The sequence below is a fragment of the Pseudomonas sp. NFR02 genome (assembly GCF_900119375.1).
Lineage (GTDB): Bacteria > Pseudomonadota > Gammaproteobacteria > Pseudomonadales > Pseudomonadaceae > Aquipseudomonas > Aquipseudomonas paracarnis.
In genome coordinates this window covers 445,630-467,920 of record NZ_FPJJ01000004.1, presented here as the reverse complement: position 1 = coordinate 467,920, position 22,291 = coordinate 445,630, and the positions used below count along the sequence as shown (strand labels likewise).

Annotated in this window: 13 protein-coding genes; 10 read left to right on the top strand and 3 right to left on the bottom strand. The window is 61.4% G+C overall.

What is annotated here, in order from left to right:
• The first annotated feature begins 76 nt into the window (after positions 1-76).
• The 10 genes from urtB to ureC all read left to right on the top strand — a co-directional run bounded on the left by urtB (position 77) and on the right by ureC (position 8,871).
• Entirely contained in the window at positions 77-1,579 is a 1,503-nt protein-coding gene (gene urtB, locus BT199_RS15505) for an urea ABC transporter permease subunit UrtB (protein ID WP_032904025.1), read from the top strand.
• On the top strand, positions 1,579-2,646 hold the full coding sequence (urtC, locus tag BT199_RS15500) for an urea ABC transporter permease subunit UrtC (protein ID WP_072434902.1): 1,068 nt from the start codon (positions 1,579-1,581) through the stop codon (positions 2,644-2,646). The genes urtB and urtC overlap by 1 nt, the downstream gene beginning before the upstream one ends.
• Entirely contained in the window at positions 2,643-3,476 is an 834-nt protein-coding gene (urtD, locus tag BT199_RS15495; protein WP_014716710.1) for an urea ABC transporter ATP-binding protein UrtD, read from the top strand. Before urtC ends, urtD begins: the two co-directional genes overlap by 4 nt.
• Positions 3,477-3,623: 147 nt before the next feature.
• Positions 3,624-4,322, top strand: a complete 699-nt coding sequence (gene urtE / locus BT199_RS15490) for an urea ABC transporter ATP-binding subunit UrtE (protein ID WP_034134779.1) — start codon at positions 3,624-3,626, stop codon at positions 4,320-4,322.
• A 30-nt stretch (positions 4,323-4,352) separates the two neighbouring features.
• On the top strand, positions 4,353-5,192 hold the full coding sequence (locus BT199_RS15485; protein WP_072434900.1) for an urease accessory protein UreD: 840 nt from the start codon (positions 4,353-4,355) through the stop codon (positions 5,190-5,192).
• Between the two features lie 145 nt (positions 5,193-5,337).
• Complete coding sequence (gene ureA / locus BT199_RS15480; protein WP_003171437.1) at positions 5,338-5,640, top strand: urease subunit gamma; 303 nt, start codon at positions 5,338-5,340, stop codon at positions 5,638-5,640.
• Positions 5,641-5,649: 9 nt separating this feature from the next.
• The gene (locus BT199_RS15475; protein WP_019818288.1) at positions 5,650-6,162 is read left to right on the top strand and encodes a GNAT family N-acetyltransferase; all 513 of its coding nucleotides are present in this window, start codon (positions 5,650-5,652) and stop codon (positions 6,160-6,162) included.
• A gap of 5 nt (positions 6,163-6,167) precedes the next feature.
• On the top strand, positions 6,168-6,701 hold the full coding sequence (locus BT199_RS15470) for a GNAT family N-acetyltransferase (RefSeq protein WP_020301611.1): 534 nt from the start codon (positions 6,168-6,170) through the stop codon (positions 6,699-6,701).
• Positions 6,698-7,003, top strand: a complete 306-nt coding sequence (locus BT199_RS15465; protein ID WP_003188134.1) for an urease subunit beta — start codon at positions 6,698-6,700, stop codon at positions 7,001-7,003. The genes BT199_RS15470 and BT199_RS15465 overlap by 4 nt, the downstream gene beginning before the upstream one ends.
• A 167-nt stretch (positions 7,004-7,170) precedes the next feature.
• Positions 7,171-8,871, top strand: coding sequence for an urease subunit alpha (ureC, locus tag BT199_RS15455; RefSeq protein WP_072434897.1), 1,701 nt, complete (start codon positions 7,171-7,173; stop codon positions 8,869-8,871).
• On the opposite strand, the gene BT199_RS15450 is transcribed toward ureC, so the two are convergent.
• The 3 genes from BT199_RS15450 to BT199_RS15440 all read right to left on the bottom strand — a co-directional run bounded on the left by BT199_RS15450 (position 8,868) and on the right by BT199_RS15440 (position 22,226).
• Entirely contained in the window at positions 8,868-14,039 is a 5,172-nt protein-coding gene (locus BT199_RS15450; RefSeq protein ID WP_072434895.1) for a dermonecrotic toxin domain-containing protein, read from the bottom strand. The genes ureC and BT199_RS15450 overlap by 4 nt on opposite strands.
• Positions 14,040-14,122: 83 nt before the next feature.
• Positions 14,123-15,061, bottom strand: coding sequence for a DnaJ C-terminal domain-containing protein (locus BT199_RS15445; protein ID WP_014716703.1), 939 nt, complete (start codon positions 15,059-15,061; stop codon positions 14,123-14,125).
• A 229-nt stretch (positions 15,062-15,290) separates the two neighbouring features.
• Positions 15,291-22,226: a dermonecrotic toxin domain-containing protein gene (locus tag BT199_RS15440; protein ID WP_072434893.1), complete on the bottom strand. Its 6,936-nt coding sequence runs from the start codon at positions 22,224-22,226 to the stop codon at positions 15,291-15,293.
• Positions 22,227-22,291: the final 65 nt, after the last annotated feature.

Below are 22,291 nucleotides of genomic sequence, written 5' to 3'. Positions count from 1 at the left end.
GCGATGCCATCGCAGGCAAGCCAGCCCCCACACAGCCTGCTCCCACACTGTCCCCGCATGATCAGGACATTTTGCTATGCCCACTGCCCTCCACCGCCTCATCCTCGCCGTGCTGCTGGTGCTGCCCTTTGGCGCACACGCCAGCGACGCCGAAGACTTCCTTGCCGCCAACCCGGTGCAGCAAGCCAAACTCCTGCAGGACTGGGCCGCCCACCCCGACCCAACGCGTATCGAGTTGGTGGACGCCCTTGAGCAAGGTCAACTCATGCTCAACGGCGAAACCAAGACCGTGCGCCTGAACAACCGCCTGCGCGGCTTGATCAATAACGTGCAAGCCAGCCAGCAACTGCTCGCCGCCGACCCCAAGGTGCGCCTGGACGCAGCGCGCACCCTGCAAAAAAGCGCGGTGCCTGCACAACTTAAATTCCTCGACCAGCAGGTCGCCGCCGAAACGGATGAGCAGGTGCACAGCGCCCTGAGCCTGGCCCTGGCCAACCTGCAATTGGTCGACCCCGACCCGGTGGTGCGCCTGGCAGCCGTGCGCTTGCTCGGCAGCACCGGCGACCCGCTGGCCCGCACGCGCCTTGAAGCGCTGCTGGCGCCAGGCGTGGAAGCCGACGCCGCCGTGCACACCGCCGCTGAAACCAGCCTGGCCCAGGTCAAACGCAAACTGATGATGGGTGAAATCCTCGGCCAGGCGTTCAGCGGCATGTCCCTGGGCTCGATCCTGCTGTTGGCGGCCCTGGGCCTGGCGATCACCTTCGGCCTGCTCGGCGTGATCAACATGGCTCACGGCGAGATGCTGATGCTCGGCGCCTACTCCACCTATGTGGTGCAGTTGATGATGCAGCGCTATGTGCCCCAGGCCATCGAGTTCTACCCGTTGATCGCGTTGCCGGTGGCGTTTTTTGTCACCGCGGCCATCGGCATGGCGCTGGAACGCACAGTCATCCGTCACTTGTATGGCCGCCCACTGGAAACCCTGCTCGCCACCTGGGGCATCAGCCTGATGCTGATCCAGCTGGTGCGCCTGGTGTTCGGCGCGCAGAACGTCGAAGTGTCGAACCCGGCCTGGCTGTCTGGCGGCATCCAGGTACTGCCCAACCTGGTGCTGCCGTACAACCGCATCGTGATCATCGCCTTTGCGCTGTTCGTGGTGGTGCTCACCTGGCTGCTGCTGAACAAGACGCGCCTGGGTCTGAACGTGCGCGCCGTCACCCAGAACCGCAACATGGCCGCCTGCTGCGGCGTGCCCACCGGGCGCGTGGACATGCTCGCCTTTGGCCTCGGCTCCGGTATCGCAGGTTTGGGCGGCGTGGCGCTGAGCCAGATCGGCAACGTCGGCCCGGACCTGGGCCAGAGCTACATCATCGACTCGTTCCTGGTGGTGGTGCTCGGCGGCGTCGGCCAGTTGGCCGGCAGTGTCATGGCCGCCTTTGGCCTGGGGATCGCCAACAAGATCCTCGAACCCCAGATCGGCGCCGTGCTCGGCAAGATCCTGATCCTCGCGCTGATCATTCTGTTTATCCAGAAACGCCCGCAAGGACTCTTCGCACTGAAAGGACGGGTGATCGACTGATGAACCAGCCATTGATGCTTACGGCCACGCAAAAGGCCGGCCCCAAGGTCACGATTGCAGTCGGTGCAGTCATCCTGCTCCTGCTGCTGGCGTTGCCCCTGTGCTCGCTCTTGTCTGCCGACAACCCGCTGCATGTGTCGGCCTACACCTTGACCCTGGTGGGCAAGATTCTCTGTTACGCCATCGTCGCCCTGGCGCTGGACCTGGTGTGGGGTTACGCCGGGATGTTGTCCCTGGGCCACGGTTTGTTCTTCGCCCTGGGCGGCTACGCCATGGGCATGTACTTGATGCGCCAGGCGGCAGGCAGCGAGTTGCCGGCGTTCATGACCTTTTTGTCCTGGACCGAATTGCCCTGGTACTGGGCCGGCACCGACCACTTCCTGTGGGCGTTGTGCCTGGTGGTACTGGCCCCCGGGGTGCTGGCGTTGGTGTTCGGTTTCTTCGCCTTCCGCTCGCGAATCAAGGGCGTGTATTTCTCGATCATGACCCAGGCCCTGACGTTCGCGGGGATGCTGTTGTTCTTTCGCAACGAGACCGGGTTCGGCGGCAACAACGGCTTTACCAACTTCCGCAGCATCTTAGGTTTTGGAATCACTGAACCGGGCACGCGGGCGGTGTTGTTTATCGCCACGGTGCTGTTGCTGGTGGCGAGCCTCTACATCGGCTGGCGCCTGGCGAAGAGCAAGTTCGGGCGTGTGCTCACCGCCCTGCGCGATGCCGAGAACCGCCTGATGTTCTGCGGTTACGACCCACGCGGTTTCAAGCTGTTCGTGTGGGTGTTGAGCGCAGTGTTGTGCGGCCTTGCCGGTGCGCTGTATGTGCCGCAAGTGGGCATCATCAACCCCAGCGAAATGTCACCGACCAACTCCATCGAAGCCGCCGTGTGGGTAGCGCTGGGCGGGCGTGGCACGCTGATCGGGCCGCTGCTCGGCGCCGGTGTGGTCAATGGCATGAAGAGTTGGTTCACCGTGGCCTTCCCCGAGTACTGGCTGTTCTTCCTGGGGGCGCTGTTCATTATCGTCACCCTGTACCTGCCCAAGGGCGTTATCGGCCTGCTGAAGAAATGAGGAACGTCATGCTTGAACCTATTTTCGACGCAGGCAGCGGCCGCGATGCGATTGGCATCGGCCAGGTCGCGGGCAAAGGGCTCAACACCCGCCACGGTACCATTCTGACCCTGGAAGATATCAGCGTCAGCTTTGACGGTTTCAAGGCCCTCAACGACCTGAACCTGTACATCGGCGTTGGCGAATTGCGCTGCATCATCGGCCCCAACGGCGCGGGCAAGACCACGCTGATGGACGTGATCACCGGCAAGACCCGGCCCAGCCACGGCAAGGCCTGGTTTGGCGAAACCCTGGACCTGACGCGCATGAGCGAAGTGCAAATCGCCCAGGCCGGCATCGGGCGCAAATTCCAGAAGCCCACGGTGTTCGAAGCCCTCAGCGTGTTCGAAAACCTGGAGCTGGCGCAGAAGACCGACAAGTCGGTGTGGGCCAGCCTGCGAGCGCGCCTCAACGGCGAGCAAAAAGACCGCATCGAGGAAGTGCTCGACACCATCCGCCTCACCGCCTCGGTGCATCGCCCCGCCGGTTTGCTGTCCCACGGCCAGAAGCAGTTCCTGGAAATCGGCATGTTGCTGATGCAAGACCCGCAACTGTTGCTGCTCGATGAACCAGTGGCGGGCATGACCGACGCCGAGACCGAGTTCACCGCCGAACTGTTCAAGCGCCTGGCCGGCAAGCACTCGTTGATGGTGGTGGAACACGACATGGGGTTTGTCGGCTCGATTGCCGACCATGTGACTGTGTTGCACCAGGGCAGCGTGCTGGCCGAAGGGTCGCTGGAACAGGTGCAGGAAAATGAGCGGGTGATCGAGGTTTACCTCGGCCGCTAACGCTGACACGAACGGCTGATCGTTCCCACGCTCCGCGTGGGAATGCCAAGTTGGACGCTCCGCGTCCCGCTGAGCAACGGTGACGCAGAGCGTCACGGTATGCATTCCCACGCAGAGCGTGGGAACGATCATTGAGGAGAATCGAACATGCTGCAAGTCGACAAGCTGCACCAGTATTACGGCGGTAGCCACATTCTGCGCGGGCTGTCCTTCGACGTGAAGGTCGGCGAAGTCACCTGCCTGCTCGGGCGTAACGGCGTGGGCAAGACCACCCTGCTCAAGTGCCTGATGGGTCTGCTGCCAGCCAAGGAAGGCGCGGTGAACTGGGAAGGCAAGGCCATCACCGGCTTCAAGCCGCACCAGCGCGTACATGCCGGCATCGCCTACGTGCCCCAGGGCCGCGAGATTTTTGCGCGGCTGACCGTGGAGGAAAACCTGCTGATGGGGCTGTCGCGCTTCCCCGGCGCCGAAGCCAAAGAGGTGCCAGCCTTCATCTACGAACTGTTCCCGGTATTGCTGCAAATGAAGCACCGCCGCGGCGGCGATTTATCCGGGGGCCAACAACAACAGTTGGCGATTGGCCGCGCCCTGGCGAGCCGCCCGCGCCTGTTGATTCTCGATGAGCCCACCGAAGGCATCCAGCCGTCGGTCATCAAGGAAATCGGCGCGGTGATCAAGAAGCTCGCGGAGCGCGGCGACATGGCGATCCTGTTGGTGGAGCAGTTCTATGACTTTGCCGCTGAACTGGCTGACCAGTACCTGGTGATGTCCCGTGGCGAAATCGTGCAGCAGGGCCGTGGTGAAAATATGGAAAGCGAGGGTGTGCGTGGGCTGGTAACCATCTAATCTGTAGCCTCCTAACGATAAGCACACGCCATGAACCTGCCCATTACCCCTGCCCTGTTCACGCCCAGCTGGCACGCCGAGCTGGAACTCGGCTACGCGCGTGTCAAAGACACCACACGCCCGGTATTGCGCCGCCACCTTGGCCCGCTGCGCGTGCAAAAACACTTGTACGCCGAAGGCCCTGAGGTGTGCCAGCACATCATCGTGCACCCTCCCGGCGGGATTGCCGGTGGCGATCGCCTGGACATCAGCGCCCATGTGGGCACGGGTGCCTGGGCACAACTGACCAGCCCCGGCGCCGCCAAGTGGTACCGCGCCAGCGGCCCGGCGTTTCAGCACGTCAAGTTGACCGTCGAGGCCGGCGCGACGCTGGAATGGCTGCCCCAGGAAACCATCGTATTCAGCGCCGCCCAGGCCGAACTGACCACGCGAGTGGAGCTGTCGGGCGATGCGCGGTTGTTCTATTGGGATGTGGTCGCTCTGGGCCGCCCGGCCAGTGGCGAACGGTTCGACCTGGGGCACTTTCAATCGCACCTGGATATTCGCCGCGACGGCCAGTTGCTCTGGCATGAGCGCCAGCGCATTGTGGGCGCCGATGGATTGCTGGATTCGCCTATCGGGCTGGATGGGCAACCGGTGTTTGCCACGTTGCTGGTGACCGGCGAGATCGACCCTGAACTGCTTGAACAATGCCGCTCACTGCCCCATGCGGTGCGCGGGGATTTGACCCAATTGCCTGGCTTACTGGTGGCGCGTTGTTTGGCCAGTGAAGCGCTGCTGGCGCGGGGGTGGTTGATTGATCTATGGAAATTGCTACGCCCGGCAGTGCTGGGGCGAGAAGCAGTCGCACCACGAATCTGGAGCACATGATGATCAAAATGTGGGAGCGGGCTTGCTCGCGAAAGCGGTGTGTCAGTCGACGCATTCGAAACGGATCTACCGGTTTCGCGAGCAAGCCCGCTCCCACAGGGGATCTGCAGTGTATTTATAAATGATGTTTGAAGGACCTTAAACCATGGACCTGACCCCACGGGAAAAAGACAAACTGCTGATCTTCACCGCAGGCCTGGTCGCCGAACGGCGCCTGGCACGCGGAGTGAAGCTCAACTACCCGGAGACCATCGCCTATATCTCCGCCGCCCTGATGGAAGGCGCCCGCGATGGCCGCACGGTGGCCGACCTGATGCACTACGGCACCACCCTGCTCAGCCGCGAACAGGTTATGGAAGGCATCCCGGAAATGATCCCGGATATCCAGGTGGAAGCCACGTTCCCCGACGGCACCAAGCTGGTCACCGTCCACCAGCCCATTGCCTGAGGCGCAGCCATGATTCGTGATGCAACCGAACACGACCTGCCGGCAATCCGCGCCATTTACAACGACGCGGTGTTGAACACCACGGCGATCTGGAACGAGCAACCGGTGGACCTGGCCAACCGCCAGGCCTGGTTCAGTGCACGCCAGGCGCAGCAATACCCGATCCTGGTGGCGGTGGACAACGACGAAGTCACCGGCTACGCCTCATTCGGCGACTGGCGCCCCTTCGAAGGCTTCCGCTACAGCGTCGAACACTCGGTATACGTGCGCAATGACCAGCGTGGCAAAGGCCTCGGCCCACACCTGATGCAGGCCCTGATCGAGCGCGCCCGCAGCTGCGGCAAGCACGTCATGGTCGCCGCCATCGAAAGCGGCAACCTGGCCTCGATCCGCCTGCATGAGCGCCTGGGCTTCGTGACTACCGGGCAAATGCCGCAAGTGGGCATCAAGTTCGGCCGCTGGCTGGACCTGACCTTTATGCAACTGACCTTGAACCCGGGCGCACAACCGCCCAAGGAGTGACATCGATGAGCGCTGCACAACTGCGTCGAGTCAATGCGGAAAGTTTTGCCCACTACCGCCGGGGCTTGATCGAGCTGTTGCTGGACGCGGTGCAGCACGGCGCGTCGGTGGGCTTCATGGCCGACTTCGATGAGGCCCAGGCCCGGGACTACCTGAGCGGCGTGCAAGCCGGCGTCGAGGACACCAGCCTGCTGCTGTGGGTGGTGGTGCGCGACGAGCAGGTGATCGCCAGCGTGCAATTGGCGTTGTGCCAGAAAGCCAACGGTCTGAACCGCGCCGAGGTGCAAAAGTTGCTGGTGCACAGCAGCGCCCGTCGCCATGGCCTGGGCCAGCAATTGATGAATACCCTGGAACTCGCCGCGCGCCAGCACAAGCGTGGCCTGCTGTACCTGGACACCGAGGCCGGCTCCGGCGCCGAAGCCTTTTACCAGTCGCTGCGCTACACCAAAATCGGTGAGCTGCCCGACTATTGCCAAAGCCCGGACGGGCGCTACAGCCCGACCGCCATCTACTTCAAGACCCTGGGGCAACCTGCATGATTCCTGGTGAATATCAGATCCAGCCTGGCGAGATCGAACTGAATGTCGGCCGCCGCACCCTCACCCTCGGCGTGGCCAACAGCGGCGACCGGCCGATCCAGGTGGGCTCGCATTACCACTTTTTCGAGACCAATGACGCGCTGGAATTCGACCGAGCGGCCAGCCGTGGCATGCGCCTGAATATTCCGGCGGGCACGGCGGTGCGGTTTGAGCCGGGGCAGCGTCGGGAGGTGGAGTTGGTGGATTTGGGTGGTGGGCGGCGGGTATTTGGGTTTGCAGGGCGAGTCATGGGCGACCTTTAGGGCCTCATCGCAGGCAAGCCAGCTCCCACGTTGAAATGCATAGAGCGTTCCCACGCTCCGCGTGGGAACGCCGCCAGGGACGCTCTGCGTCCGCTCTTTACGTCGTGACGCAGAGCGTCACAGGATGCATTCCCACGCAGAGCGTGGGAACGATCGAGGACACACCCATGAAGATATCTAGACAAGCCTACGCCGACATGTACGGCCCCACCGTCGGTGACAAGGTGCGCCTGGCCGACACCGAACTGTTCGTCGAAGTGGAACAGGACTTCACCGTCTACGGCGAAGAGGTCAAATTCGGCGGCGGCAAGGTGATCCGCGACGGCCAGGGCCAGAGCCAGTTGCTCGCCCATGAAGTGGTCGACACGCTGATCACCAACGCGCTGATCATCGACCACTGGGGCATCGTCAAGGCTGACGTGGGCCTCAAGAACGGCCGCATCCACGCTATCGGCAAGGCTGGCAACCCGGACATCCAGCCCGGTGTGACCATGGCCATCGGCGCCAGCACCGAAGTGATCGCCGGGGAAGGCATGATCCTCACGGCGGGCGGCATCGACTCCCATGTGCACTTCATCTGCCCGCAGCAGATCGAAGAGGCCCTGACCAGCGGCGTCACCACCATGATCGGCGGCGGCACGGGGCCGGCTACCGGCACCAACGCCACCACCTGCACCTCCGGCCCGTGGCACCTTGCGCGGATGCTGCAGGCCAGCGATTCGCTCCCGATGAACATTGGCTTTACCGGCAAGGGCAACGCCAGTTTGCCCGAGCCGCTGATCGAGCAGGTCAAGGCCGGTGCGATCGGCTTGAAGCTGCACGAAGACTGGGGCACCACGCCGGCGAGCATCGACAACTGCCTGAGCGTCGCCGATGCCTACGACGTGCAGGTGGCGATCCACAGTGACACCCTCAATGAGTCGGGCTTTGTCGAAACCACCCTCGCCGCGCTCAAGGGCCGCACCATCCACACCTACCACACCGAAGGTGCCGGTGGCGGGCATGCGCCGGACATCATCAAGGCCTGCGGTTTCCCCAATGTGCTGCCCAGCTCCACCAACCCGACGCGGCCGTTCACGCGTAACACCATCGACGAACACCTGGACATGTTGATGGTGTGTCACCATCTGGACCCGAGCATTGCCGAAGACGTGGCCTTCGCCGAAAGCCGCATCCGCCGCGAGACCATCGCCGCCGAAGACATCCTGCACGACCTCGGCGCGTTCTCGATGATCAGCTCCGACAGCCAGGCCATGGGCCGCGTCGGCGAGGTGATCACACGCACCTGGCAGACCGCCGACAAGATGAAAAAACAGCGCGGCCCGCTGCCCGGCGACGGCCCCGGCAACGACAATTTCCGCGCCAAGCGCTACATCGCCAAATACACCATCAACCCGGCGATCACCCACGGCATCAGCCATATCGTCGGCTCCATCGAAGTCGGCAAATGGGCCGACCTGGTGCTGTGGCGCCCGGCTTTTTTCGGCATCAAGCCCACGCTGATCCTCAAGGGCGGCGCCATTGCTTCGAGCCTGATGGGCGACGCCAACGCCTCGATCCCGACGCCGCAGCCGGTGCATTACCGCCCCATGTTCGCCAGCTTCGGCAGCTCCCTGCACGCCACCAGCCTGACGTTTATCAGCCAGGCCGCGCAGGCGGCCGGACTGCCCGAGGCCCTGGGCCTGAAGAAGCAGATCGCGGTGGTCAAGGGTTGCCGCGATGTGCAGAAAACCGACCTGATCCACAACGATTACCTGCCGGACATCGAGGTTGACCCGCAAACCTATCAGGTCAAGGCTGACGGTCAGTTGCTGTGGTGCGAACCGGCCGAGGTGTTGCCGATGGCCCAGCGGTACTTCCTGTTCTAGAGGATGGCGCTGATCGCTTGATCGGTCAGTGTCTGGTTCAAGGTGATCAGTTCGGCATTGATGCGGCCAAAGGTGTCATCGTAGTCTTGCTGGGGCATCAGTTGCCCCGGTTCACTTTCCGAAGCTGGTCTACCCAGGCGCTGGGCCGCCTGGCTGATGGTTTGACGCAGGGCCTGCCTCGCTCTCTCGGGGAGGTGGGCAGCGGCGGCCCATTGTGCCTGCGCGGCCTCATAGTCGATCAGGGCGTCGAATTTTTCGGCAATCGGCGCGTAATCAGTTTGATGCGCACGCTGCAGAAAGTCAGTCCACATCGGCTGCTCCAGCAGATTGTCACGCAACTGCGCGCCCTGATCCTGCAGCTGTACGCGCTGGAATGCCACCTCCACCATCGGCGCCGTGACATAGTCCTCGCGAAACATCATGCTTCTGGATTGCCAGGGCAAGTCCAGCCGGGTGGCCAGCGGCACCGTATACGCCAGATAGATTTCGACTTCGTCGATATCGGCGATCACATTACCGGCGCCATCGTAATGCTCAATGCGCAGGCCCTGGGCATCATACTCGGGAAACCTGGCGCCCTGCTCCTGCAACTCGGCGACGCGAGCATGGGCAATACGCCCCAGCTCATCAAGGCGCCATTTCCTCCTGGCTAGGTTGAACACGGCCCTGCGCACGGCGTCGACATCCTCGCTGAAGTAGGCTGACCAATGCAGCACGGCAACGCCCATCGAATTGAACAACTGCGCCCCGGCGTCCACGCAGGCCGCTGGGTCCCGGGCCATCAGGAACAAGTGTTCGCGTAATTCGGCGTCTTCGCCCATCGCCTCAAGCATGCGCCAGACTTTGGCGGTCAATTCCGGCAACCATACGCCGCCCCTGCCTGTCGAGTCCCCGGAGTGCCTGACGGCACGAAGAAGATTGAAAAAGCCCTCAGAGCCAAACGAGCCTTCAAGCATGTCCCATAACACTTGCCTGGAGGGCCATTCCTGCGCCGAATAACCGGTTTTCCACTGCTCGCTGTCGAGCGCCCCCCTTTTCGGCAATTGGCGATCCGGATCCCGGCCAGCGGCCTCGATGTACCGCTTGAATTGAGCAAGCAGCTCAGGCGTCAGTTCTTCACGGGTGAGGAAGGTTTTCGCCACAATCAGTGCCTTATCCGAGCCCGGCGCGAACTCGGGAATCCGCGCTATTGGGTTCTGCCGCATATCCAGAATGAAATTTTCCGGCCTGGGCACACGGAACACACTGGCAGGCCACTCCTCCAGGCTTGTGTCATTGAGCAGCAGGGTCTGTAAGCGCGGCATGCGCCCAACATCGGGTGGCAAGCCGAGTGGGTTCATGTCCAAAAACAACTCCTTGAGACGCACCCGATCTTTCAAGCGCAGGACGTCTTCAGGCGTCAGGACAATATCGTTGCCGCCCAAATGCAACCGCTGCAAATGCGGCATCTGTTCGATGGCTGACGGCACGCTTGTCAGTTGAGCAGCCTCGATCCCTAATCGACGCAGACCGCGAAAGTTGGCGAGCAGTGGCTGCACATCTGCATCCGTCAGCTGCGAGCCTTCGGTTCCCACAATGCCCAAGTAGCTGACATGGTCGAAGTTTGCAGTCAGTGCGGGCAAGGTTCTGAGCTGCTGCGCCAGGTCGTCTTCCAACCATTCGATTTTCTGCCCCAAAAGGCGCCCATTTCGATCGTAGTGCCGTGGGCCGACCTTTCTCCAGGCGTCATCCAGCGCCGTATAAATCTTGCGCCTGGCCCTCAGCACCTGGCGTTGCTGGTCACCGAACGCCTCCATGCCCCGGGGCGGGGTGCTCAACCAGTTGTGCAAGGCGGCCTGCAGGGTCTTGTACTCTTGCTCCAACGCACGCAGCCAGCTCAGATCCAGCGCGCCGCGCTCGTTGATCAGGGCGAGCATTTCGTCCCGGGTGATTTGCGGGTACAGGCTGCGGATCCGCTCGCGCGTGATTTTTTCCCACTCAGTGCCACCCCGCCCGCTCAATGGATAGCCGCGACGCTCACCCGGCAACACGCTGGGCGGTCGAAAAAAAGGCAGTTTTTCCGGCGACATGCCCAAGGCTTTGCGCAACGGTACTCGGCCTATTGCATGCTGCTTGATCAACCCCTTCAATTGCTCACCCTGGCCGACGTGGGGCACGCCAATCGCGTTGCGATGGGCATCGGTCAACGCATGCTGCAAAGCACCATAGAAACCATTGAGCCCATGCAGGTGCTGGCCGCGCTCATCGAAGGCTTGGTAACGCCCATCCTCCATGCGTGCCAACACCTTGCGACTACTCGCCTCCAGGGGGCCGAAGCTGGCGCGCACTGGGCCTTCAAACCGGCCTTCGCGAACTTCCAGGCGCAAATTGTCCGACCAGCCGGGCAGTGCCGGCAGTGTGTGGAGGGCCAGGGTTTCGGTGTCTGGACCGGCCAACGCGTCGAGGTACAAGCCTTCATACGCGAGGGTCAGGCGCATTTGCTGCTGCGCCCGGCGCGCCTTTTCAGCGAGCCGCAGGGGAATGCGCTTGGCGCGGTTCATCGTGTCGCGCTCGCTCGGCGTCGCGTCCGCCAGCACTTCGCGCGCCAAAATCGTCGGCACGCCACTGAAGTCGCGCTGGATCAGCATAATCGCGGTGTCGGAGGGTGGCTGCTGCTCGACGTAGATACTCTTCATCAACCGCTCGCGCACCTCGATGGCCCTTTGTTCGAGTTTCAATCTCAGGGCCTCGGTTCTCGCCTCGGGTGTGCGGGCGGTGTAACTGCCCACCAGAGCATCTCGCTGAGGTTCGCTGAGCGCTTCGATAATGCGTATGGGCAACTGGCCGCTCATCAAATCGGCGCGGTGGACCTGCACGGTGTCCGCCGCCGCGGCCTGCTGATTACCGTATTTGATCGACGGTCCGCTCAACTCGGTGCCGGTAAATGCCTCGATCGCCTTGCTCGCTGGCCATCCCCGCAACTCCACCGCCAGGGATGCGGCATAGCTGCACAGTGCGCTGCTGAGCGAGCCCTGGCGAATGCCCTCGGCGACGTTCACCGCATCGCGATACGCCCTGAACTGGCGCAGGGTGTCGAGCAGGATCGCCGGTACCGGCTCGCCTTCCACATGCACGCGGCGCAGCACGTCCTCACTCACAGCCGCCACGCTGCGCGCCTGCTCCAACTCGGCATCGCTGAAGCCCTCCGTCACCGGGCCCAATCGCCGCATCAACGTGGCGCCTTCCCAGGTGTGCGGGCGTTCCACCTCATGGTTCCAGAGGCCAGTGCCGTTGCTCTTCAATATCGGTTGATAGGCCTCGGCACGTGTAGGGTGCAGGATGCGATATTGCTCGGTCAGCGGGTCTTGTTGCACGGCATAGCGTTTGCCCTCCAACGGCAGCACGGTCTGGCCGTTGTGCCGGTGCAGGCCTTGCTCATCCGCCGCCACTGAAGGGAGGGACGCGGTGTGCTCATAGGCCGACAAGTCGGGTTTCCAGAGCCGAGTCTTGCCACTGGGCAGGGTAACGGCCTTGAGCTGCTCGATAAACGGCGACACGGTGAAGTGCACCACGGCTGCCTGTACCGCCAGCGCCGCCAGGTTTTCCACCACGTCGGTGATGTGCGCCCAGCCCGCTTCGCGGTCGCCTTCGCTCAGCTCGATAACACCGTCGATGACTTCGTAAAGTAGTTGCCCGGCCATCGCCACAGCCATCACCACACCCAGCGGCGGCACCGCCATGGCCACCAGGTTCAGGCCGAACAGGCCGATACTCAGGTAATGCGCAGCGCGCAGTGAACGCGAGGCCTCATCGACATCGGCGGTGCTCACCGCACGATGCCGGGCGTTCTCGAACAGCCGCGTACGCAGGCTGCCCAGGCGATAGGTCCACAGGTCTGCAACTTGCCATAGGTCCGTCAGGGTGTGGGCGCGAATGTTGAATTCAGGGGCAGTGGCATGCACGCGCACGTAGGGCTGGGGTTCGCCCAGTGCCGAAGGCGTGGCAAAGGACGGAGAAGTCAGCAAGCGCCCCCACTCCGATCGCAAGGCCTGTGCACCAAACGGCTGGGGAGGTGCGTCCAGCACCAGTTCGGTCAGTCGTTTGTAGTAGTAGGCGCGGTCTTTGTCGGCAACGAACCGGGCAAAAAAATGCTGGTTCGGCGTAGCCTTCCAGCCTTGGGAGCGGTCAGCTTGCTGGGTGGTTTTCGCGCTCAGGCGCTCGGTCAAATCATTGCGAAAGTCATTGAAGCTTTCATAACGCTTGATGGGATGGTCGGGGTCATCGGGAATATAGACGATGACCCAGCAGGTGTAGCCAGGCTTGGCGCAAGTGTCGATGACCAGGCAATCGTGCACATGCAGGTTCATCAGGCTCAGGCTGCGATACCCGATGGGCTTACCGTCGCTGAGAATATGTTTTTCCCCGGCCGCCACCCGCATCAGCAGCGCGTGGTCGCTGTCGCCAATGTCGCCTTTGAGCAACGCCAGGTACGCCGCCGCCTTGAAGGCGGCTTTCTGATGCCGGACGTAACGTTCGCGCAGTTCGGCTTGGGATTTGGCGTCGTCAGGTTTCAACTGTGCCTTGAGGTGAGCCTGGTACTGCTTGCCCAGGTCCAGGTCTCGGCACAGCTGGGTGAACGCATGAATCTTCAGGGTCGTGGTGTGGCGCTCGAAATGATCGCGCACGTCCGGTTGGGTAATGAAACCTGAGGCGCTGTTGAAATAGCCCTCTCGAGTCTCCCGTTGCTCAAAGTTGCCGAGGGCAGCGTGCAGCAGGGAGAACGTTTTGACCCTGAAGCCACCGGTCTTCACGCCAAAGGCATCTTCGACCGGTACATACAGGCGCAACCAGGTTTGATTGACGTCCAGCTCGTGGCCGATAGCCTTTAGCTCGGCTTCCAGCAAGGGTTGGGCAAACGCTTGCTCCGAGCGTATGTGACTGAAAGTTTTCTCCAGTTCGTTGAGCGACTCGCAACGGGCGTCCAGCAGCACTTTGAGCTGATCTTTGCGTGCCTGGGAAGCGGCGTCATACCAGCGGGGAATAGCCGGCGGCGTGTCCTTGAGGGCCTTGCGACGGGAGGGCGAACTGTTGACCAGGCAAGTGGGGATCGCCTGCTTGATCAGTTCGTAATGCTGGCCCTGCTCACCAGGAGGCGGGGTGGCGGGGTCGGTGACTTGAAGGTCCGGCATGGGATGACAACCTTTTCTTGGAAGAGGTTGTCATCCTAGGCACGCCGTTTTTGCGGCTGGCGCTAACTAAATCAATGACCCGTTCAGAACTGCTCGCGCGGATTGAACGCAGCCTTTTGCGCCAGGGCCTCCCACAATGCCTTGACCTCATCATCCGCCGCCTTGGGCATGACGGCCTTGAGCTGGATGAACAGATAGCCGCGTTGCCCGGCCTTGTTCAGCAAACCATGGCCCTTGGCACGCATACGCTGGCCGTTCTGGCTACCGGCAGGCACCTTGAGGTTGATCTTGCCGGTGAGGGTCGGCACGGCCACTTCCGTGCCCAGCGCCAACTCCCACGGCGCCAGCGGTAGGTTGATGATCAGGTTTTCACCGTCCACCTCGAACTTGGCGTGTGGTGCAAACTTGATGATCAGGTACAAGTCGCCATTGGCCCCGCCACCAATGCCAGGCGCACCCTGGGCCTTGAGGCGGATGCGCTCGCCATCGGCCACACCGGCCGGGATCTTCACGTTCAGGCTCTTGACGGTATTGCTGACGTGCCGGCCGGAGGCATCGTACTGGGGCACCTGGAAGCTGATCTGCTTGGACTCGGTCGACAGGGTTTCTTCCAGCGACACCGTCAACTGCATCTCCACATCCTGGCCCTTGCGCCCGGCGGGACGGCGCTGGCCGCCACCGAAGGCATCACCGCGCGAGCCGAAGATCGAACTGAAGAAGTCCGAGAAATCGCCCGCATCCTGGCCACCGCCAAAGCCGCCACGGCTCTGCCAGCCAGGCGGGCCCTGGAACGGCTGACCATGCTGGCCGTATTTACGCAGCTCGTCGTACTCGGCGCGCTTGTCGGCGCTTTTCAGCGCTTCATAGGCTTCGGACGCGTCCTTGAACTTGGCTTCGGCATCCTTTTCCTTGCTCACGTCCGGGTGATATTTACGCGCCAGCTTGCGATAAGCCGACTTGATCTCCTTGTCGTCAGCCGTTGGCTCGACACCGAGAATCTTGTAGTAGTCTTTGAAATCCATGGGGGCATCACCATCCGTTATCGATATCGCGCAGCCCGCCACACGGCACGCCATGGCTGGCAGCCTGGGAATTGATGTCAGGGCGCGTCTAAGTTAAGCGGCGATACACGGCATCAATGCAAACGCGGTGTACCGCCTGGATATGCCCACAAGATTGGGGCAAAACATGGACTTTCAAGATAGGACGCGTCTATTTACGACGACAGACGCGTTACCCGCAACGCAAGAATCAGGCAAATCGGCCTCTTATCATGTCTTCGGTGTACTGGTAGTCCAAACGCAACTCGGTGCCAGCGGCGATATCTTCGGTAGCGAAAATGGCATTGAGTAAAAATGGCTTGCGCTTGATCTGCGCGTCAGGCCCCACGCCCAGCCACATGTCGGCCTCGACGTCGAAAGCCACGGTCTCAACGTTGTAGCCTCCCAACGCCTGGCGCAGGGGTGTGCCGTTGGCGTCGTACTCAAAGTGGGTGTTGATTCGCGACAGGATGTTGTCCCCCGATATGTGAATCGGTTCTTCCACCAGCGTGTTCCCGTGGGCAACCATCTGGCTGCCCACCTTCATGGTATAGGTCTGTTCGCCAGGCCCGAAGATACCGAACGGCAGCACGGTACCGCCGTACACACCGACGATTTCGCCTTTGGCGATTCGGCGGTTGGCCACCACCATCGACTGGCCGATCAACGCTTTCTCGCCCGGCACTTTCACGTCTTGTTCGGTGAACGTGCGCAGTTGCAGTTGCGCTTCATAGCGCGCGCCGACCTGTTCATATCCCTCGAACTGGATGTAAGGCTTGATCTGCGCCGAGGTGTAGTGGGCGCCCGAGTCCTGGATCACCTGCTTCTCCAGAGACCTGATTCGAATAGGCCGTCCCTGATAATCCCTCAGCGGATACTTGCCGTTGTTGGCACGGATGTAGCTGCCGGCCGGATTGGGATTGGCCGTGAAATGGATTTCACGGCGCATATAGCTGAGTTCGCCCGCCGTGTATGGCCGCACCGGCATGGACTCCGAGGCCTCCACAAACTCATCGTCCGAACCTTGCGGCGCCATCCCGCCCACCAGACCCCGACGCTTCCATACCCCGCTGACATCAGGCTTGGCAATTACGCCGCTGCTGGTCAACAGCAACGGATTGTCCACCGCCTGTACCCACAGCACGTAGTGCTCACCGTCGCCCGCATCGGGCATGCTCGCGACAAAATATTGCTTGCCATTGAATTCAATGGCTTGCGCCTGGGAAAGTTGCAGGTTCACGGAGGTGCTTTCCCCCAGCGCTTCGAGAGTTGCCGTGGGTACCAGCGCCTGCGCCACTTCATCGCGGGTCAAGGTTTCAATCAACTGCGCTTCTTCAATCGCAAACTGTGCCTGCAACTCCTCGGCCTTGGCATCGTAGGCTGCGCGCGATAATGTCCCAGCCTCGAAATCACGCCGCAACGTATCCATTTTTTCGTGGTGGGGCTCGTTCTGTACTTCAAACCGTGCGCGGTATTTGTTCGCCACATAATCTTTCCAGAAGTCCCTTGAAAGCACGGCTTGAAACTCCTGTGCGGAGTTATCCAGGCTGATGACTCGCTGATAGGCATCATTAAGCATCTCCAAGGAGACATTACCCAGACGAGCGAACCGTGGCTGTTGCGGCTGGCCCGGCAACTCAAGGCGATCCTTCAGGCCATGACGATACGCCAGCCGAATCTCCACCTCTTCCAAGCGGCTGAACTCCACCTCGCGCTGAGCGGGGGTCAAGTCGGCGCGCTTGCGGATCGCAGTTCTACGCCGGTCGATATCTTGCAGTGCGATCTTCTCCAGCTCCTCCAGGCGCAACAGCCCCCTGGACAGTTTCAGCAGCGCCGCTCCCTGGGACGCGTCCAGTGCGAGGGTCCTGGCGTTGTGGGTCATCAGCAGGATCTCAAGGTTGCTGAAGGTCAGGGCCGCACGATCACAACAGGCCGCCCGGCCCGCCCATTCAAACATTTCCTTGCGCAACTGCTCGGACTCGGAGCTGTTTTGCGTGATGCCATCGATCACCTCCCACACGCGCCGCTGCAAGTCTGCATGGCCTGCTGGTGCGACTTCCAGGTCACGCAGCACTTCGAAGAAACCTTGCGCACCGGGCAGGGCCTGCAGGGCGGCCCATTGAAGTCTGCGCTGCGCAACCTGTTGCGTGGAGAACCCGATGGACCAGCGCCGGAACGGAGCATCAGTGGCAGCCAACACCACAGGACGATCAGCCACCCGCATGACGCTGGCGACCAGCCTGTTAGTGGCTCGTTCTCCCGCACTTAGCCGGTTGCCGTAAGCGACTATGCGTTGTCGCGTCTCGACCGACAACGGGTTCAAATCCAGATCGGTCACACGGGTGACGCGCAGGGTCTGTGCCAGTTGCTCGTCCGGCGGGGCTATCAGCGAATCGGGCAATGTGGAAATATTGTTACCTCTGAGGTACACCGCATCCAGGCTTGGTTGGCCACCCAAGCCCGTCGGCCAGCTATCAATGCCGGTTGCCCCCATGCCCAATGAACGCAGATCCGACATTTGACTGAAATCCGGCGTGATACCCAGTGGGTTTGAATTGAGCAGCAACGCCCTGAGCGTGGTGCGTGACGACAGCGTCGCTGCAGAATCGGGGGTCAGGCGTATCCGGTTGTTTTGCAGGGACAGCCGGGTCAAGCCCTGCATCTGCCCCAGCGCCGGTGGCAATTCGCGCAACCGGTTACTCGACAGGTCCAGCCAGCGCACGCCTCGAAAGCCAGAGAGAAAACCTTCAGGCGACGTATTGAGGTTCATGTTGCTCAATTTGAGTGAACCGACATGGCTGAAATCCGCATCCAGATCAGGCAGGCTCGGCAGGTTCAGGCCACTGAGGTCCAGCTCCAGACCGAAGGGGTCACCCGCGTGGGTGAGTTGCTGCGGGGTTTCCCTGCGCCAGCAACTCAAGATACGTTGCTGGGCCGTTGCGCGATCACTCAGTGCCGCCACCTCGGTGGAACGTTGCCCAACCCGCACATAGCGCTGGCGCTCACCGCCGCCGGAGAACCGCCAGCCCTCCAACTGACGCAGCAGCGTGTCAAATGCTTGCTCACGCGTCGCCAGCTCTGCCTCGGCGGCCTCGCCCAACGCCCAAATCATCCCCCTGGAAAACTGCACGCTGTTGTTCGGGTATATTTTCTGCATGACCCGAAGCCTTGGATTTCCGCTATCAAAGGCGTCATCAAGGGCGCCTCGCAGGAGGCGCGGATGGTTTTGCGTCAGGTTCTTCCAATACTGGTCGAACTTCTGCCAATAGTCGGCCGCAAAGGGGTTGCCATGCACAATGGTGACGTTATTCGTGCGCACGACCGCTTCGAGCTGATCCGCCGGCGGCGTCAAGTGTTGCGCAGGGACCTCCTGCAGTCGGTTATTCGACAGGTCGACACGCTTCAATCCGGTCAGGCTGGTTAATCCAGAAGGCCACTGGTCAATCTGCGTACCGCGCAAGTTCAACTCCGTGAGGTTTGGCATACCACTGAAGTCGGGCAATGTACCTAACGGGTTATGCGTCAGGTCCAGGTTTTCAAGCGCGCTGAGCCGGCTTAACAAGTGCGCACTGTGCGGTGTCAATCGAAGCCCGCTGAAGGTGATGCTCAACGAAGTCAGATTTTTCATTTCCCCGATCACAGGCGCAAATTCGGCAACGTCGCCATTAAAGATCTTCAAACCCTCCAGATGCCTGAAGTTGTCGAGAAACTTGCCCGCGTTGCTCGACCAACTGATGTCGGACAGCTCAAGGTGTTGCACATGACTGAAATCTGCACTCACTGGCGGCAAATCAAACCGTTCCCCCCTGCCGTAATGCAGCTTCAGTAACGCCCCGGTTTCCCGCCGCCAGCAGCGCACGACTTGATTGACCAGCTCTGTCTGAACGCTGTAGGCATTCATGGCTTGCGGCCCTTGGGCGCGCCACCACACCTTCAAGGTTTTTTTCAGTGCCCGAAACTCTTCCTCCCGCCGCGCTAGTCCCCCAGTCACGTCATCACCCAAGGATTGGATAAACGCGGTGATTTGCTCCTCGTTGAAGCTGGGAAACAACTGCCGTACGCGCCCTCTGTCCGTGCGCAACGCGTTGCCAATTTTCCTGAACAGACGAAACCCCGGCCCGCCACCCAACAGACGTACCATCGGGTCATAGTCCGGTTTGCGCTGTGGATTCTCCTCCAACACCGTGAGCAGCGCCTCGCGTGGTAAAGGGCTGTGCTGAATCGCCTGCTTGAGCTCAGCGGCGCTGCCCAGGCCCAGGCGCTGACGCTCGTCGAGCGCCAGTTGCTCCCAGATGGCACTGTAGAAATCGCCGGGCATGGAAGCCTGGAATTCGCCGCTCTCGAGCAGCACCAAGGTTCGCTTGTGCGGAAAATCGGGTGAGCCGATGGCATCGAGCACCGTGCCCTCTGGGGAATACTGGCGTAACTCCAGCCGCGAACCTCGGTGCCATCCTGGCAACGTTTCCAGGGTGCGCAAGGCCAAGCGATGACTGTCGAGTCCGGTCTGAGTGTCAAGGTGCAGGCCCTCGTAGGCACGCGCCACACGGGTTTGCTGGGCACACCATTTCGCCTGCTCGGCCAATCGCTCAGGCAAGCGACCGCTGCTGCGCAAGGCCTCCAGTTCGTTTGCCGTAGCCCCTTGCAACAACCGCTCGGCCGCCAGGGTCGGCAAGGCCGGGAATGCGTCCAGCACCCGTTGCACATCCGCATCGGGTGCGGGGTTCAGCGCTCGGTAGCGTTCTTCCAGCAACGGACCCTTGAGGCTCTGCACGGCATCGCCGAGGTACTGGCGCAGTTGGCCGCAGCGAACGTCCAGGGATTGATCGGGGCTACCCGGAAACTCCTTGAGCTGCGGGTCGACCCCCTGCAAGGTGTACAGCAACTCCCTGAGCAAGCGGCCCTGAGCCACAGTGCTTTCGGTCAGCACTATTACACGCTTGCGCACTGAAGTCGGCGCATCGGCGGTTTCCCACAGCACGTCGCCGGTGGGGCCAATGACTTTGAGCGGTACGTTATCGGGCAGCAAACCGCGGCGCTGGAGCATGTCAAATTGCAGCACAGGATCGGCTTTCTGGTACACCAGCGGGTCGCTGCTTTTGATTTGCTCGACAAAGGTGCTGAGTTGCCGGTGCAGTTCGAGGCGCTTGATGGTGTCGTCCAGCAAGAGCGGCAGCGGCTCATGATCGACCATGGTCTGGCGCAACGCATCGGTCTCGACGCCGCTGATACGTAGCGGTTCGGACTGTCCGGCGATGCCCAGGCGCTTGTGCAGCGTGGGCTCGTCCCACGTCAGCGGTTGCTCCAGTTCATGGCTCCAGACCCCGTTATGGTTGTGCTCCAGTTCCGGTGCATAGGCATTGGGACGGCTCGGATGCTGGATGCGGTATTGACCTGTGTGTGGGTCTTGCTTGACCTGATAATGGGAGTCGTCGAACGGCACCAACTGTTGGCCTTCGTGCTCGTACAGGCCCAACGCATCGGGCTTGGCCTCGGGCGCGGGTTTGAGTGGCGATGCATAGGGCGCAAGATCAGGGTTCCACAGCACCTGCTTGCCTGTTGGCAGCGTCACCGGTTTGAGATGATCCACCGCACTCTGCCATTTGACGGCAGGCAACACCTTGGAACCGGCGGCGATGAAGGCAACGTTCAGCGCCACGGAAGCGAAATGCGCCCACATCTGGCGCGGCTCGCCCTGTTCGTAGGCCTCAATGCCCTCGAACACTTCGTAGCACATTTGCGAAGCACCCACCGCGAGCATGATCGGCCCCAGCCCCGGCACTACAAAAGCGGCCAGGTTGAACACGCTGACAGCCGCGTCGAAAAAGCGCTCCAAACGTTCGAGCCGAGCCTTGCGGTCTTCATCTTCAGTGGGCACGGCCACGGCACGTGCATCACTCAAAATCTTGCTGATATGTGCTTGGCGAATGCGCTGCCACAGGTCACCGGCAACGACCCAGTCTTGCATCGGCAACCGCGCCAACGGTGTGCGCAGCGGATAGTCTGCCCCGCCATTTCCGTTGTTGGCAGGCTGGTACAACCGATTGAACCGGGCGAAAAAACCGCCTTGGTCGCGCACTGGCACAAAGCGGCTGAAAAAGCGTCGATACGATGCGCTGTGCAGGCGTGTGCGCAAGTCAGCCATGAACTCGCTACTTGACGCATATTCCTTGACGGGCTGCTGGGGGTCACCGGGGATGTACACCACCAGCGGCTCGGAGCGGCTCGTATTTTGACGATCGGGCCCGATCAACAGCGGCCCTACCAACACGCTATCGAATACTTTAAGTGCGGCATAAGTCACCGGTTTCCCACCAAGCCTGGGGATATCAGAACCGGTCACCACCTGCTTGAGCATTCTATAGGCATCGGCACTCAGCGCTCCGTTCAACTGCAGCCTGGCAATCTCGATGCACACTGCAAGCTGCTGGCGCTGGTGCTCCTCGAGTAGCTGCTGCAGTGCCTGGCGCCCGCTGGCGTCTGCAGGTTCAACCACCGCCTTGATATGCGCCTGGTAAAGCGCGCCCAGGTCCAGAGTGCGGCAGAGCTTGGCGAACGCGTGGGGGGCGATTGCTACAGCTTGGGCATTGACCGCCGCGAAGGTCGCAATGATGTTGGGGTTTTGCGGGTTGAAGGTGGTGATCAGTTGGCAATCGGTGCACGCGCAGGGCTGTTCTTCATCGGCCTCGAAATTGGCCAGGGCGGCTTCCAGCAATGAAATGCCGCGGTATGTATAGTTCAGCGACGAATCGTTTTGTTGTTCGAAAACAAAGGCACCGTAGAAGTCATCGCGAGCGCCTTTGGAGCCATACTTGCGCACGAAGAACACATTGCGTACATCCAGCTCCAGATTGAACTCCTTTTTGATCGCATCTTTCAGCGGTTGCTCGGCGAATGTCAGGACGTCTTCGATCTGGCCCAGGTGTTCCTCAATCGAATTAAGCGTTTCACGAAAGCGCGAATGCTGTGCCGCCAGGGTGGTTTTGTCCGTGTGGGTGGCGGCCAGGTACCAGGCAGGAATATCCATTTCGTGTTTGCCAAGTTCTTCCTGGCGTTGCGGCGTGCCTTCCATGAACCAGTTCGGCACGCGTTGTTTGAGAAAGTCGTAATGCACGCCGCGCAGGTCGGCATTGAAGGTTGCATCAGGCATAGCAGTTCGTCCGTGAGGGCAGTAAAACCGCAGCCTAACCAAGCCCCTGCCGGTCCGAGGCGTAG